At 65.0% G+C, this 13,231-nt stretch carries 14 protein-coding genes; 4 read left to right on the forward strand and 10 right to left on the reverse strand.

Annotated elements, in window-relative coordinates; all coding sequences use genetic code 11:
- The first annotated feature begins 37 nt into the window (after window positions 1-37).
- Both GPT33_RS12405 and GPT33_RS12410 read left to right on the forward strand, forming a co-directional pair.
- Entirely contained in the window at window positions 38-493 is a 456-nt protein-coding gene (locus GPT33_RS12405; RefSeq protein WP_296809390.1) for a hypothetical protein, read from the forward strand.
- A 3-nt stretch (window positions 494-496) separates the two neighbouring features.
- Window positions 497-1,726 carry a biotin/lipoyl-binding protein gene (locus GPT33_RS12410; RefSeq protein WP_296809392.1) on the forward strand — a complete coding sequence of 410 codons (1,230 nt, stop codon included), beginning with the start codon at window positions 497-499 and terminating at the stop codon, window positions 1,724-1,726.
- A 543-nt stretch (window positions 1,727-2,269) separates the two neighbouring features.
- On the opposite strand, the gene GPT33_RS12415 is transcribed toward GPT33_RS12410, so the two are convergent.
- From GPT33_RS12415 to GPT33_RS12455, 9 genes are read right to left on the reverse strand one after another with little or no spacing between them, the layout of a single operon-like run.
- Entirely contained in the window at window positions 2,270-4,678 is a 2,409-nt protein-coding gene (locus GPT33_RS12415; protein WP_296809393.1) for a proton-conducting transporter membrane subunit, read from the reverse strand.
- Window positions 4,675-6,174: a proton-conducting transporter membrane subunit gene (locus GPT33_RS12420; protein ID WP_296809394.1), complete on the reverse strand. Its 1,500-nt coding sequence runs from the start codon at window positions 6,172-6,174 to the stop codon at window positions 4,675-4,677. Before GPT33_RS12420 ends, GPT33_RS12415 begins: the two co-directional genes overlap by 4 nt.
- On the reverse strand, window positions 6,171-7,610 hold the full coding sequence (locus GPT33_RS12425; protein ID WP_296809396.1) for a proton-conducting transporter membrane subunit: 1,440 nt from the start codon (window positions 7,608-7,610) through the stop codon (window positions 6,171-6,173). Before GPT33_RS12425 ends, GPT33_RS12420 begins: the two co-directional genes overlap by 4 nt.
- On the reverse strand, window positions 7,607-7,891 hold the full coding sequence (locus tag GPT33_RS12430) for an NADH-quinone oxidoreductase subunit K (protein ID WP_296809398.1): 285 nt from the start codon (window positions 7,889-7,891) through the stop codon (window positions 7,607-7,609). The genes GPT33_RS12425 and GPT33_RS12430 overlap by 4 nt, the downstream gene beginning before the upstream one ends.
- Complete coding sequence (locus GPT33_RS12435; RefSeq protein ID WP_296809400.1) at window positions 7,888-8,571, reverse strand: MnhB domain-containing protein; 684 nt, start codon at window positions 8,569-8,571, stop codon at window positions 7,888-7,890. Before GPT33_RS12435 ends, GPT33_RS12430 begins: the two co-directional genes overlap by 4 nt.
- Window positions 8,568-8,855 carry a DUF4040 domain-containing protein gene (locus GPT33_RS12440; protein ID WP_296809402.1) on the reverse strand — a complete coding sequence of 96 codons (288 nt, stop codon included), beginning with the start codon at window positions 8,853-8,855 and terminating at the stop codon, window positions 8,568-8,570. Before GPT33_RS12440 ends, GPT33_RS12435 begins: the two co-directional genes overlap by 4 nt.
- Window positions 8,852-9,148: a monovalent cation/H(+) antiporter subunit G gene (locus GPT33_RS12445; RefSeq protein WP_296809404.1), complete on the reverse strand. Its 297-nt coding sequence runs from the start codon at window positions 9,146-9,148 to the stop codon at window positions 8,852-8,854. Before GPT33_RS12445 ends, GPT33_RS12440 begins: the two co-directional genes overlap by 4 nt.
- A gap of 4 nt (window positions 9,149-9,152) precedes the next feature.
- Window positions 9,153-9,416: a monovalent cation/H+ antiporter complex subunit F gene (locus GPT33_RS12450; protein WP_296809405.1), complete on the reverse strand. Its 264-nt coding sequence runs from the start codon at window positions 9,414-9,416 to the stop codon at window positions 9,153-9,155.
- Window positions 9,413-9,997, reverse strand: a complete 585-nt coding sequence (locus tag GPT33_RS12455) for a Na+/H+ antiporter subunit E (protein ID WP_296809408.1) — start codon at window positions 9,995-9,997, stop codon at window positions 9,413-9,415. Before GPT33_RS12455 ends, GPT33_RS12450 begins: the two co-directional genes overlap by 4 nt.
- Window positions 9,998-10,519: 522 nt before the next feature.
- Here GPT33_RS12455 and GPT33_RS12460 point away from each other — a divergent pair.
- On the forward strand, window positions 10,520-11,260 hold the full coding sequence (locus GPT33_RS12460; RefSeq protein WP_296809410.1) for a DUF502 domain-containing protein: 741 nt from the start codon (window positions 10,520-10,522) through the stop codon (window positions 11,258-11,260).
- A gap of 167 nt (window positions 11,261-11,427) precedes the next feature.
- Window positions 11,428-12,546 (forward strand): DUF2333 family protein, encoded by a 1,119-nt coding sequence (locus tag GPT33_RS12465; protein WP_296809412.1) that lies wholly within the window; start codon window positions 11,428-11,430, stop codon window positions 12,544-12,546.
- A 188-nt stretch (window positions 12,547-12,734) separates the two neighbouring features.
- On the opposite strand, the gene GPT33_RS12470 is transcribed toward GPT33_RS12465, so the two are convergent.
- Window positions 12,735-13,231: FCSD flavin-binding domain-containing protein (locus GPT33_RS12470; RefSeq protein ID WP_296809414.1), on the reverse strand; the 497-nt coding region annotated here is incomplete at its 5' end.

Below are 13,231 nucleotides of genomic sequence, written 5' to 3' on the forward strand. Positions count from 1 at the left end.
CAATAACCCCTTTAACATGTACCCAGGACATTCTCGTATGGCGGACCTGCTACACCCGGCCGCAATCCACCACTTGCCGCCTTTCGTCACCGCGCCGGGGGAAACCGATGCGTTGTTCGTGGCGATGGCCGTCTTCGTGCTGCTCGCCGTAATCGGCGTCGGCGTCTTCTATCTCAAACTGCATTCGTTGCCCGAGCAACTGGCTCATCGCGGCCAGAAGATGCAGTTCCAGATCGTCGCGGTGCTTGGGCTCCTCGCGCTCTTCACCCACAACCACGCCTTCTGGGTTGCCGGGCTGCTGCTTGCACTCGTGCCCTTGCCGGACTTCGGGACGCCGTTGTCGTCGATTGCCCGTTCGCTCGATCGCATCGCCGCGAACTCCGGCCCCGAGACATCGGCACCGCTTGCACAAGCCGTCTCGCCGCCCGCTCCGGCGTCCGAGCCGACGGCCTATCAAGAAGGGCCACGGCCGCCCGCGCAACGGGAGATATGAGCAATGTTCGAACTCTTGCTCTGCTCCTCGCTGACGATTCTGCCGGACTTCCTGTACCGCCGCTTCGTTCAAGGCAAGCGGCTCGGACGCGAGATCACGCTGTTCTCGGTGTGGTACGAGCTGCGCTGGGGCATCACCCTGTGCGTGATCCTCACCGTGAGCCTGATCACGACCATCTTCTATTTCCACCCCTCCACCAAGGCCGCCACCTCGGTGTTTCGGACCGTGACCATCCTGCCGCAAATCAACGGCCGGGTTGCGGAAACCTACGTCGGGCTCAATCAACGCGTGGAGGCGGGGCAGCCCTTGTTCCGCCTGGACAGCACCGAGCAGGAGGCGGCTGTCGAATCGGCCCGTCGGCGTATCGAGGAGGTCGATGCCACCATGGTCGTGGCGAAGTCCCAGCTTGCGGAAGCGGACGGTCGCATCGTTCAGGCGCGCGGCGCGCTCCGGCAAGCCGTCGACGAGCTCGCGGCCAGGGAGGAAGTGCAGCGCCGCAGTCCCGGTTCGGTCGCGGAGCGCGATGTCGCACGTATCCGCGTGCAGGTCGATACCCAGCAGGGCGCGCTCGACGCGGCCCTGGCGAGCCGCGAGGCCATCGTCTCGCAGATGCAGTTTCAGCTCCCGGCCGAAAAAGCGAGCGCCGAAGCGGCGCTGCACGAGGCCGAGGTCGACCTGAAAAAGACCCTGGTCGTCGCCGGAACCGACGGGATCGTGCAACAGTTCGCGCTCCAGCCGGGAGATATCGTCAACCCTATGCTCAGACCCGCCGGCATCCTGGTGCCGGAACGCCGGGTCACCGGCCTGATGGCCGGTTTCGGGCAGATCGAGTCGCAGGTGCTGAAGGTGGGCATGATCGGCGAGGTGACCTGCATCGCCAAGCCCTGGACGATCATCCCGATGGTCGTGACCGAGGTACAGAACGTCATCGCCAGCGGACAGGTGCGTCCGACCGACACGCTGGTGGATGTCCAGCAGTTCGTCAAACCCGGCACACTGACCGTCCTTATGGAACCGCTCTACTCCGGCCAGCTCGACGACCTGCCCCAAGGCGGCAACTGCATCGCCAACACCTATACCAGCAACCACGAGGCGTTGCAGGATCCAGACACCGGCAGCCTGCGCAAGCTCGGCCTGCACGCCATCGACACCGTCGGTCTGGTGCACGCGATGCTCCTGCGCATCCAGGCACTGCTGCTGCCGATCCAGACACTGGTGCTGGGCGGGCATTGAACGGGGGTTTTCGGGTGATGGAAACCTGAAGGGGGCACCATGAGTGATGCCGCGGCGGTATCGCTTGCCGAGCGCGTGATCGAGGTGATCGAGGCGGCGCGGCGTGCGTAGGGCTTGCTGTAGCCGGTCGATGGTCTCTGTCGGGGGGCGCCGGCGACGCAGCGGCCATGGAGCCGCTTAGAATGGCTAGGCGCGTGGGAGACACCTGTCGGGCATCGTGTAGACGGCCACGACTCAGGTGCGCTATCGATTTCGCAATCGCGGCATCAGGGTGCCGCCTTGGTTGCCGCACTCTACCAAGACCCAAGAGGATATCCCGATGCCTGTCATGTCGAACCATCTCGGAACCGGACGGATGTTGGGCATCCTGGCGCTTCCGGTGCTCCTGAGCCTAGTGACGGTGAGCCATGCCGGGCGTCTCGGTCCAGGCGGCGTTGCCGATCCACGAAGGATCGCCGACCCGCGTGGAATTGCGGATCCTCGCGGTATTGCGGATCCGGGCGGAAGGCTCGGAACACAACGCTAAACCGCGCTGGTCGCGGTTTAATCGGGCTCCCGGAGCCGATCGAGCAGGTCGAAGGTGATGGCGCCCGTGGGTGTGATACCGCGATCGGTCTGAAAGCGTCTGATCGCGTCGCGGGTGCGGGGGCCGATCAGACCGTCGGCCGGGCCGGGATCGAAGCCGAGCGCCTCGAGATGGGTCTGGATCAGCAGCACCAGTGCGTTCGATAGGGGCGGGGCATCGAGACGTTGCGGCGTGCCGTCCACGGAGACGCATCGGTCCAAGACGACCTCGCGATCGCTCGCGGCATGTCTGAAGACATCGGGCTCGTCGGGATCGCAGACCGGCTCGGTAGCTTGGGGCTCGAGCGCGGGCGATTCCGAAGGTGCGACGTCCGGTTCCTGCGGTTCAATGGGTCGACTCGGCGCATCGAGCGCTGGGGCGTCCGGCTCGACGCTTGGGTCGGGATCCGTGACGTCGGGCAGAGGCGTCGGCGCAATCGTGACCGCATCGGGCGCTGCCGGGGAGGGCGTCGGCGGTGCCGTGACCGGCCTCGCGTCGTCCTGATCGACGCGGGGAAAGGTCGGTCTCTGTGTCGGCACGACCAGCGCCAGGATGATCAACAACGTCATGATTCCCAGCCAGAGGCCGCCCGCAAGAGGCCAGGCGGTGAGCCGGCGGTCCAGATCGGAGGCTGGACGCCGAGCGAGCACGGTCAGGCGTTCCCGAAGCGGAGCGGCCACGCGAGCATAGGCGTTCCGATAGCCGCGTATCGACCAGCGCAGGGTCCACCGCGCACTCATCAGAAGCGGGCGCACCAGCCCGAGCAGATCGCCGGGTGTGATGCTGTCGACTAGGGGCGCCAGCGCCGCGGGCCGCCGCAAGGCGAGGACGATAACGGGGATGGCGAGCAGGCCGGCCAGGGTGATCAGCCCGACATCGGTCAGCCAGGCCGTGGGTGATCCCAGAACCAAGGGATAGAAGATCACCAAGCCGATCAGCGGAACCCAACCCAAGAGCGCCCACGTGACCCGCGGAATCGAGGGCGATTCCGACCCGCCTCCGGAGCGATCCGTATCCGCACTGGAGGTCTCGAGCCGCGCGCCGAACCCAAACCATCCCGCGACTCGGCCTCGGTTAAAAAATCTCGTTGAAGCGCGTTCCGCTCGAGGCGCGTTGTTTCCGCCGGGATCGCGCTCCATGAGCACATCGTGACCCGCGATATGAACGCGCTTCAAACTCCAAACGAACCGTACCATCATCCAGGCGGTAGCGACGGTGGTCAGAGCGACCGCGACCTGCAGCCATGCCCAATCGGAATCGACGAAGATCGGCTTGATCCCGTATTTGGCCACGGCACCGCTGGTAAGGGGCACGGCGGCCATCGACAGGGCCAGCAGCACGAGTCCGCCGAAGACCAGCCCTTGTGCTCCGGCGGGTATACCGGCGGATTTGCGAAGGCCGACGCCGAGAAAGAGACCGCCTTTGGTCAGCGCATGATGTCCGGCGTAGAGCGCCAATCCGATGGCGCCGACCGGAGCCATCGCGGGTTCGATGAGCATGAGTCCCAGGGTGAGCGCCATCAGTCCCATCTTGCCGACACTGGAGTAGGCCAGCAGGACCTTGGGGTTGGACTGCACCACGCCGATGGGCGCCGCGTACAAGGCCGTCGCCAGGCCGGCAAAGACGAACAGCAGCCCCCAGCCGGGCAAGGCGATCTCGCCGACGGGCAGGAACCTCAGCCAGCCGAGCAGGGCGACCTTGATCATGGCCCCGCTGAGCACGGCACTGGCCGGTATGGGTGCGGCCGGATGGGCGAGCGGAAGCCAGACGTGCAGTGGGATCAGGCCGGCTTTCACCGCAAGGCCGAGCACCAGAAGACTAATCGCGAGATCGTCGAGCTCGACCAGATCCTCCGGTGTCGGCACGATCGATCCGGTGGTGGAGGCGATCATGACCAAGGCCGCGAACAGGGCAAGCTCTGCTCCCAGGGTCAAGACGAGATAGACCTTGCCGGCCTTCAAGGCGCTGCGGTCGCCCTCGTGGATGACCAGACCGTAGGAGGAGAGCCCCATGAGCGCGAAACCGACATAGAAACTGACCAGGTCCTGCCCGACGATCAGCCAGAGGTTGCCGGCCATCGCCAGCAGGAAGAAGGTGTTGAAGCGCTCGACGTGCGGGGTGCCGCGCATGCTCGCCACGGCGTGGATTCCGGCCGCGGTCCAGAGGATCGAGGTGAAGATCAGAAAGATCCGTCCGATCTCGTCGAGACCGAAACGCGCGCCGAGCAGGAGCCAGGACACGTCGAGCGACTCCCCGATCGGCACCACGAGTGCCGCGACGAGCGCTGGCACGGCGGCGATTGCAGGGGTCCACCACGACTGCCGATGCATGGCGAAGGCTGCCGCCAGAAGCGGAACAGCTGCGACGAGCGGGAGGAGCCAGGTCATCGGCCGTACTCCCGCTCGGCGATCAGCGTCGCCCACTCGAGCGGTGTGAAGGGCGCGGCCGCGAAGAGTCCGGCGCTAAGCGCCAGCACAGCCGTGATCACCGGTGGCCAGAGCAAGGCACCCGCGATCTCCAGTCGTCCGGTATGGCGATGCTCCTGCGGCCACTGCTTCGGGGCGGGCCTGAACCAGGCGCGGTGCAGGATGGGCAGGAAGTAAGCGGCATTCAACAGGCTGCTGACGACCAGGACCGCGAGGACCCAATTCGAGCCGGCATCCGCGGCGCCGAGCCCGAGATACCACTTGCTCACAAAGCCCGCGACCGGCGGAACCCCGATCATGCCGAGTGCACCGACCGTGAAGGCGAGACTGGTCCAGGGCATGCGCCGCCCGACACCGTCCATCTCGCTGACCTTGTGAACACCCAGTGTCTCCGCATAGTTCCCGGCACAGAAGAAGAGCGTGATCTTCATGAGACCTTGGTGGACCAGGTGGACCATGCCGCCGATGGTCGCGATCGGCCCGAAGATCGAGGCGCCGAGCGCGATATAGGACACCTGACTGACGGTCGAATAGGCCAGCCGCTTTTTCAGACTGTCTTGGGTCAGGGCCATCAGCGACCCGTAGATGATGGTGACGGAGGCCAGGATGCCGAGCGCCAGGAGCAGACCGTTGGCATAGGCGAACTCCACGCCATAGACATCGTAGACCACGCGTACGATCCCGAAGGCCCCGGCCTTGACGACCGCAACCGCGTGCAGCAGTGCGCTCACCGGCGCGGGGGCGACCATCGCCTGCGGCAACCAACCGTGCAGCGGCACCAAAGCCGCCTTCACCCCGAGCCCGGCCAGCAGCACGAAGAAGATCAGGATCAGCTCTCCGCGGATCTCCTCGGGCGACACGCCGAGGATACCGCCCTGCGTGAACTCCACCGGGCCGACGAGCGCTTGCAGCCAGATCGCCCCGACCAGGAGCAAGGCCCCGCCGCCCATGGTGTAGGCGAGATAGACCTTGGCCCCGTGTGCGGCATCGGGCGTGCCGCGATGGGCGACCAAGGGATAGGTCGCCAAGGTCAAGATCTCGTAGAAGATGACGAAGGTCAGGAGGTTGCCGGACAGGGCGATGCCGACTGTCGCCGACACGCAGATGCTGAAGAAGCCGAAGAATCGGCTTCGGTTCGGCGAATGCTCGAGATAGCCGATCGCATAGATCGTCGTCACCAACCACAGGAGCGTGGACAAGGCGACGAAGAGTACCGACAAGGCGTCGGCGCTGAGCACCAGGTCAAGGCCGGGTACGAGCGTCCAGCGCGTCTCGTAGCGCTGTCCGTCGTAGACGCCGCCGATCATCCAGATCACCAGGCCGAGTTTGGCCAGCGCGCCGGTCATGTTCAGAACGGTGCGCAGGCGATAGCTCTCTTCCCTCAAGAGGAAGATCAGCATGCCCGGTATCATCGAGCTCAGGACGATCGCGGCCGGCAGCCAGGCGTCGAAGCTCATCCGAATGCCCCCTGCTCAAGCAAGGCCCACAGTGGCTGTGCGGCGATCCCGAGCCCGAAGGTGGCGATCAGCCCGAGCAAGAGCGCCGGGAGCTCGGTGCGCGCGTCGTTGACGAAACGATAGGGCGTGGGCTCGCGATTGAAGGCACGGCTGAGGACCCGAAAGACATAGGCGGCCGCGAGCAGCGTGCCGACCATCATCACGAACAGCCACCACCAGAGCCCCAGGATCATCGCCTGCTCGAGCATCATCCACTTGGCCAGAAAGGTCCCGCTCGGCGGCAGACCGATGAGGGCGACACCGGCCAAGCCGATCGCAAAGGTGGCTGCCGGCAGCGCCTGCGCGGCGCCGCCGAGCTCGTCGATCCGGTCGTGACCCGCGGTCTTCTGCACCATCCCGGCGGCGAGGAAGAAACTGGCCTTGGCAAAACCGTGGGTGAGGGCAAGCAAGACGACGGCGGCCAGGAGATTGTCGCGGGCCAGACCGGGCGGTGTCGCGGCCAGCAGAGGGAAGGCGATGAAGAGATAGCCCATCTGGGCGACAGTCGAATAGGCCGCAAGGAGCTTGAGCCGATCGGCGCGCAGCGCCCGCCAAGACCCCCATACAACAGCTGCGGCGCCGAGAATGCCGAGCAGGTTCGCAGCGGCTTCGTTCAGCACCGGCGCGAAGACGTCGAGCCAGAGGCGCAAGGCCAGATAGAAGGCCGCCTTCACCACCAGGGCGGATAAGGCGGCACTGACCGGTGCCGGGGCGTTGGCATGAGCGGGCGGCAGCCAGAAGTGCATCGGGAAGAGGGCGGCCTTGAGGATCAGGCCGCCGATCATCAGGGTCATGGCGGTCCAGGCGATCGGTCCGGGCTCGATCGCTTCGGCGACGAGGCCGATATCCAGCACCCCGTAGGCGGCGTAGACGAGCGCGACGCCGAGCAGATAGCTCATCGAGCCGAGCAGGCCCACCAACAGATAACGCAGATTCGCGGCGACCGCCTCGCGCGTCCCGGTGAGTGCGCCCAAGGCCGCGGCGGAGAGGCCGAGAAGCTCCAGCGTCACGTAGAGGTTGAATAGATCGGTCGCGAGGAAGAGCCCGTTCAACGCGCTCCACAGCAGCAACCAGAGGGGCCAGAAATGCCGCGCGCTTTCGCTTTTGAAATAGCCGCCGGCATAGACGCTGACGGCGAGGGCGACCACATTGGCCATCACCAGGAAGGCCGCGGAGAGCCCGTCGGCCTCCAGCGCGATGCCGAGCGGGGCGCCCCAGCCGCCGAGATCGACCCTCAGGACGCCGTCGCTCCAGACCGCCGCAGTGACCCCCACGCCACTCGCGGCCGTGAGCACGGCGGCCAAGAGGCCCAGGCCGCGCGCATGTGCGGGCGAGACGGTGACCGCGCAGGCGCCGAGCAGCGGCAGAGTGACCGCCAGGGGCAGAGCGTCAATCATTGATCCAGCCGCTTGCCGAACGCCAAGGCGAGTGCCGTGGCACTGACGGCGACCACGATCCCGGTCAGGACCAGGGCGTGCGGGACCGGATCCGGCGCGGTGTCGATCCCGCGGTAGGCGATGGCGACCAGGATGTGGAAAACACCGGCTCCCATCACGTTGATCGCGATCAGCTTGCGCAGCAGCGGCGCATGCACGAGAAACGACCAGAGGCCGAGGAGCACCAGCACGATCCCGGAACCGCCGTAGAGCAACTGGGCGTAAAGGACCTGGCCGGTCACGTCGCCTCCCCGCTCTTCGGGTGAGCGGCGGGCCGGCCGCCCAAATAGGCTGCCGCCAAGGTCGCGCCGATGGACAGGGTGGCGGCCGTCTCGATGATCAGGATGAGCCATTTCGCGAGGCCCCGGGGGTAGGTCAAAAAGCCGTCGCCCACGACCATCAGCAGCAGACCCGTCATCGCGAAGACGAAGACACCGAGCGCAACAAGGAGGCGCAGTCGTCCTTCGGAAGGCAGCCCGGCGTTGCGATGGCCGGCGAGCGCAAGCATGACCCCGGCCGCGCCGAGGAGGGCTCCGGCCTGAAAGGCGCCGCCCGGTGCGTAGGCGCCGACCCACAGCATGTATCCGGCCGAAAGGATCAGCAGGGGGACAAAGCCGGCGACCATGCCGTCGAGGACGCTCGCGGCCGGCTGAAAACCGGAACCGGCCGTGCCCAGGGACCAGATGCCGAGGAGTGCGGCCAGGAGTACCGCAAGCTCCAACAGGGTGTCGTAGGCGCGGAAGTTCAGCAGGACCGAGGTCACCGGGTTGGATACGCCGCTGTCGGGCACGTGGGCCAGTGCGACCGCCGCGAGCCGTTCCCCCGCCTCGCCCGTCACCGCAAGAAAGAAGGACCAGCCGAGCAGACCACCGACCGCGATGAGTCCGACCGGGATGAGGATGTGCTCCAGGGGCCGAATCACGGCGCATCCTCTGCGTCGCCGCTATCGGCCGGAGATGTCGTGCGGCCCGAGGCCCGTCGGGCCGCGGCGAGCATCAAGGCACCGCTGAGGCCGGCCCCGATCGCGGCCTCGGCAAGGGCCAGATCGGGCGCACGAAGTCGCGCCCAGACCAGGGCGAGCAGCAGCCCGAAAGCGATGAAGAGGATCACGGCCCGTCGCGGCTCGCGGCTCGTCAGGGTGACGACGGCAAGGCCGAGCAGGGTCAAGGTCAGCAGCAGATCGAAGATGACGAGAAGGGCATTCATACGACGTCCTCGCCGTCACCGCGCAGTGCGCGCTTGGCGATGAGGTGTGCGCCCGTCGCGCCGGCGATCACGACGAGCAGCCAGACCAAGGCGAGCTTGACACCGTAGAAGAAGTCGGGCGCAAGCGGCATGAGGCCGAGCACGACAAAACCCAGACCCACATTGTCGGCCTTGGTCAGGGCGTGGAGCCGACTGAAGCGGTCGGGTAGACGGATCAGGCCGACTGTCCCGGCGATGAAGAAGAAGGCGCCGACCAACACAAAGGCGCCGGAGAGGAGCTGTACCGGGTCCATCGAATCAGTCTCCGTCGTTCGTGAGCCGCCGCCGGGTAAATGCCGTGACGGCGACGGCGGCGAGCAGCGAGAAGATGAGCGCCACATCGATCAGCGCGGGAACTGCGAGCACAGGTGCGAGGAGCAGGATTACGCCGATCCCCGAGGTTCCCATCAACTGCGCCGCCATCATGCGATCCGACGGGGTCGGACCGATGGCGACGCGGATCAGTCCGGCGGCAATCCCGGCCATCAGCACCAGCGCGACGGTCAAGAGGAATGCGCTCATGGGCGAGCCCCCGACCGAACCGGTGCCTCGCGCGCCGGTGCCCCGTTTGCCGTGGATCGCGCCGCCGTTGTCTGATCCGAAACGGGTGAAAGCGATTCGCCGAACAGGGCGGCGACGCGCCGCTCGAGAGTCGTCAGATCTTCCAGAACGTCCGTATCGACGTCGAGCGCATGAACCGTCACGAGATCCCCGCGCAAATCCGCGCTGAGGGTGCCGGGCAGGAGGCTGATGCTGTCGATGAAGACCAAGCGTGCCCGCGGGTTTTGCAGACGCACCCGGTACGTTTGGTTTCCCGGACGAACCCGCATCCGCGGGAGCAGCACGCGCGCCGCGACGTCGAGACCGCCACGAAAAGACTCCCGCAAAAAATACGGAACGAATCCGGCCAAGCTCGTAAGCGACAGGGTTTGATCTCGAGGTTTGGACAGATCCAAGCTTGCCAGCGTCGCCCCGATGACGAAAGGTCCCCCGATGATCCACGACGCGGGGTCCGGCCCGACCAGGATCAACCAGACGAGCGCGAAGCCGATCGCCCGTGACAGGGCTGCCCGAGGATGTTCGAAGACAGGAGAAGGGTGCATGGGGCCTGGGTCTAAATCCTTGTAGCCGGTTGCCGGTGCTCGGCTCGAGACCTGCGGGAGGATGTCGAAACTCCTCGAACCGGTCGGATCGAGCGGCGAGGGTGTGAAATGGGCAAAACGCAACGTTGGGGCGTTGTCGGTATCACTCCAATAGGGATCGCGTGGAATTGCGTGCGGAATCGGATAAAACGAAGGAAGTTTATCTAAAAGACGAATTGTTAATGAAAAAATTCTTAGCATTTCCGAGGTGTATGTAGCCGTGGGACGGGAAACCTTTTAGACTGCGCGGGATGTACAGCCCTCGCGCGGTCGTTACCGCAACGCAGCGATCGGCGCGGTTCGGGAGGTCTCGCGTTTTTTTCGAACCCATCGCTCTACGGTTCGCGAAAATCGTTCCGAACACAGGAAATCGATGGTTGAGATCTTAACGAAAATCCTCGAATTTCCCGCGCAACCGGATCTTCAAGGGGCTCTGCCAGTCAAACCGTCGCAACCGGTCGGCAGAATGGGCATAGGAGACAGATGAGGCACTTTCGGAGAAACCTACTCGCTGGGGTGGTGACCGTCATCCCACTCATGGTGACTACCCTCGTCTTCATGTTCTTTCTCGACCTGCTCTCGGGGATCGGGCGACCCAAGGTGATCATCCTTGCCAACGCCGTGCGACCACTGTCGCCGGACATGGCCCGCTGGATCTTGGAGGTGCCTTGGCTGTCCTCGGCGCTTGCGATCACGCTCACCCTTCTGATGCTGTATCTCCTGGGCTGGGCCGTGACTCATCTTGTCGGCCGTAAGATCCTGTCGAGTGTCGAGGGCTGGCTCAAGCGTATCCCGTTCGTGACCACGATCTACGGAGGGACCAAGAGGCTCGTCGAGGCATTTCGGAACGACGGGATCGATAGTTCGCGAAAGGTCGTGTTGATCGAATTTCCGCACAGTGAAATGAAGGCCGTCGGCTTTCACACGCACACCATGATCGACCAAGAGACCGGCATCGAGCTCGCGGCGGTCTATGTCCCGACGGCACCCAATCCGACCGGCGGCTACCTTGAGATTGTCCCGAAGGATCGACTCATCCCTCAGGACTGGACGGTCGACGAGGCCATGACCTTCGTTATGTCGGGTGGCACGACGGCGCCCGACACCATCCGCTTCACGCGCCCGGGTGCCGCTCGAAGCGTTCCTCCGGGGACGGCGACATCCGTTGCCTTTGCGGCCGAGGGTCTCTTGTTTCCGCCGGGTGCACGCGCGGCAAACCGTTGACGAGGGGCTCGGTGGGGCCGCGATGCCGCGTGCTCGCGGCGTTCGCCCCGCGTCGTGCAGGCCGGTCGGTTTCCCGACTGATTCGCGCCGAGCCGTGGGGCAGAACCGATCGGTCCACAAACCCAATCGCCTTTCACTGAATTCACCCAAACCTGTAGGAGTCTTTTATGAACGAAAAACCGGCGATGGCGCCGCTGGGTCCGGACACGCGCAGTGATCGCGGACAAAGCTCGAGCACGGCCGATCAGCCGAGCTCGTCGGATAACGGCTCAAGCGTGCGGACGGGTTCGCGCCCCTCCGCGCTGCGTATCGTGGGAATCGGCCTCGCACTCTACGCGGTCGTGGTGCTCGCACTCGGCATCGTCTGGTCGCGCCAGCCAGCCAGCTTCGACGTCGAGGCCGTTCAGGCAGAGGAGCTCGCGGCCACCGGTGGCAAGCCGGTGCCGGGGACGGCGGTAGTGGCCGCAGCGATCGGCGTGGCGGAGACCCTCTTGGATAAGAGCGGCGGCTTCCTCTACAACGATCTGACCCCGCCGGGTCTGTATCTGGACAACATGCCGAACTGGGAGTACGGCGCACTCAAGGAGCTTCGCGATTCGGCGCGCGCGCTTCGAAACGATTTCAGCCGCTCGCAGACTCAGTCCATCGAGAACGAACATACGAAGCGGGCCGACGTGAAGCTCGCGATCGATGCCTCCTCGTGGCTCCTCCCGTCGGCCGAAGACGAGTATCGTCAAGCTGCTGATTCTTTGCGTCTCTTCCTGCGCGATCTCGCTGCCGGTCAAGACCGAAGTGCGCGCTTCTATGCACGCGCGGACAATCTCGCGTCCTATCTTGCGATCGTCGAGAAGCGACTCGGCAGCCTTGCCTTGCGCTTGAGTGCGAGCGTGGGCGACCACGAGTTGACTGCCGCCTTGGTGCAGAACGTCGATGAAGGCGATGCGGAGTTGGAGGATGTGCAGGTCGACCTCGGGGGATCGGCGACACCCTGGTACCTGGTCGACGACACCTACTACGAGGCGCGCGGCTACACCTGGGCGCTGTTGCACATGATGCGAGCCATCTCCATCGATTTCGCCGACATACTTGCGTCCAAGAACGCGGACGTCTCGATTCAGCAGATCATTCGCGACCTCGAGGGCGCGAGCAAGCCGATGGTCAGCCCGATCGTGCTCAACGGGCACGGCTACGGCTTCTTGGCAAATCACTCGCTGGTGATGGCGTCCTACATCTCACGCGCCAATGCGGCCGTACTCGATCTGCGGATCCTGATGCAGCAGGGCTGAACCGCGTCCTTGGGTACATGCGCGGTTGTCGCGTCGGTTCGGCGTTGCGTGAATCAAGTGCCGTTGAAGGCGACGCGGTTCAGAAAAGGACAAGCAATCGAAAAAGGGGCCTTTCGGCCCCTTCCCACATCAGACGGCTCGATCAAGCAAAACGGGTGCTCGATCCGTCGTTCAGCTCCGGCATCCTCTCAGCCGAAGGAATCCTTCACAATGTTCTTGTACCAGCTGTAGGCGTACTGAACCTCACGGGCCAATGCCCACTCGGGTGCATCCATCGGCGTAACACCGCCCGAGCCCTCGACGTCCGCGATCGCGCTGCCGTCTTCGGCCATCCGATAGACACCGGCGACCGAGATGCCGTAGTCCGTGCCGACGATCGAGTAGCAGGTATTGACGTAGGACGGTGTTCCGGGCTCTTCGCCCTTGAGCATGGCGACGACTGCGGCGGCGGCGACCTTGGCCTGGCTGTTGGCCGCATAAGCGGATTTCGGCATGGCGCCGGCGATACAGGCGTCTCCGATGACATGGATGCCGGGTTGGAGCTTGGACTCGAAGGACCGGAAGTCCACCGGGCACCAACCGCCGTCGTCGGCAAGGCCCGCGGTCTGGGCAATCTCGCCGGCCCGCTGCGGCGGGATGATGTTGATGATGTCGGCCTTGATCTCGTCACCGAAACCGGTCTCGA

Origin of the sequence: Thiocapsa sp. (assembly GCF_011390875.1) — a bacterium.
In the GTDB taxonomy this organism is placed as follows: Bacteria; Pseudomonadota; Gammaproteobacteria; order Chromatiales; family Chromatiaceae; genus Thiocapsa.

Excerpts from the sequence above, each read along its gene's own strand:
- GPT33_RS12405 (WP_296809390.1), top strand. The coding sequence starts at position 38 with ATGGCGGACCTGCTACACCCGGCCGCAATCCACCACTTGCCGCCTTTC.
- GPT33_RS12410 (WP_296809392.1), top strand. The coding sequence starts at position 497 with ATGTTCGAACTCTTGCTCTGCTCCTCGCTGACGATTCTGCCGGACTTC.
- GPT33_RS12415 (WP_296809393.1), bottom strand. The coding sequence starts at position 4,678 with ATGACCTGGCTCCTCCCGCTCGTCGCAGCTGTTCCGCTTCTGGCGGCA.
- GPT33_RS12420 (WP_296809394.1), bottom strand. The coding sequence starts at position 6,174 with ATGAGCTTCGACGCCTGGCTGCCGGCCGCGATCGTCCTGAGCTCGATG.
- GPT33_RS12425 (WP_296809396.1), bottom strand. The coding sequence starts at position 7,610 with ATGATTGACGCTCTGCCCCTGGCGGTCACTCTGCCGCTGCTCGGCGCC.
- GPT33_RS12440 (WP_296809402.1), bottom strand. The coding sequence starts at position 8,855 with ATGAATGCCCTTCTCGTCATCTTCGATCTGCTGCTGACCTTGACCCTG.
- GPT33_RS12445 (WP_296809404.1), bottom strand. The coding sequence starts at position 9,148 with ATGGACCCGGTACAGCTCCTCTCCGGCGCCTTTGTGTTGGTCGGCGCC.
- GPT33_RS12450 (WP_296809405.1), bottom strand. The coding sequence starts at position 9,416 with ATGAGCGCATTCCTCTTGACCGTCGCGCTGGTGCTGATGGCCGGGATT.
- GPT33_RS12455 (WP_296809408.1), bottom strand. The coding sequence starts at position 9,997 with ATGCACCCTTCTCCTGTCTTCGAACATCCTCGGGCAGCCCTGTCACGG.
- GPT33_RS12460 (WP_296809410.1), top strand. The coding sequence starts at position 10,520 with ATGAGGCACTTTCGGAGAAACCTACTCGCTGGGGTGGTGACCGTCATC.
- GPT33_RS12465 (WP_296809412.1), top strand. The coding sequence starts at position 11,428 with ATGAACGAAAAACCGGCGATGGCGCCGCTGGGTCCGGACACGCGCAGT.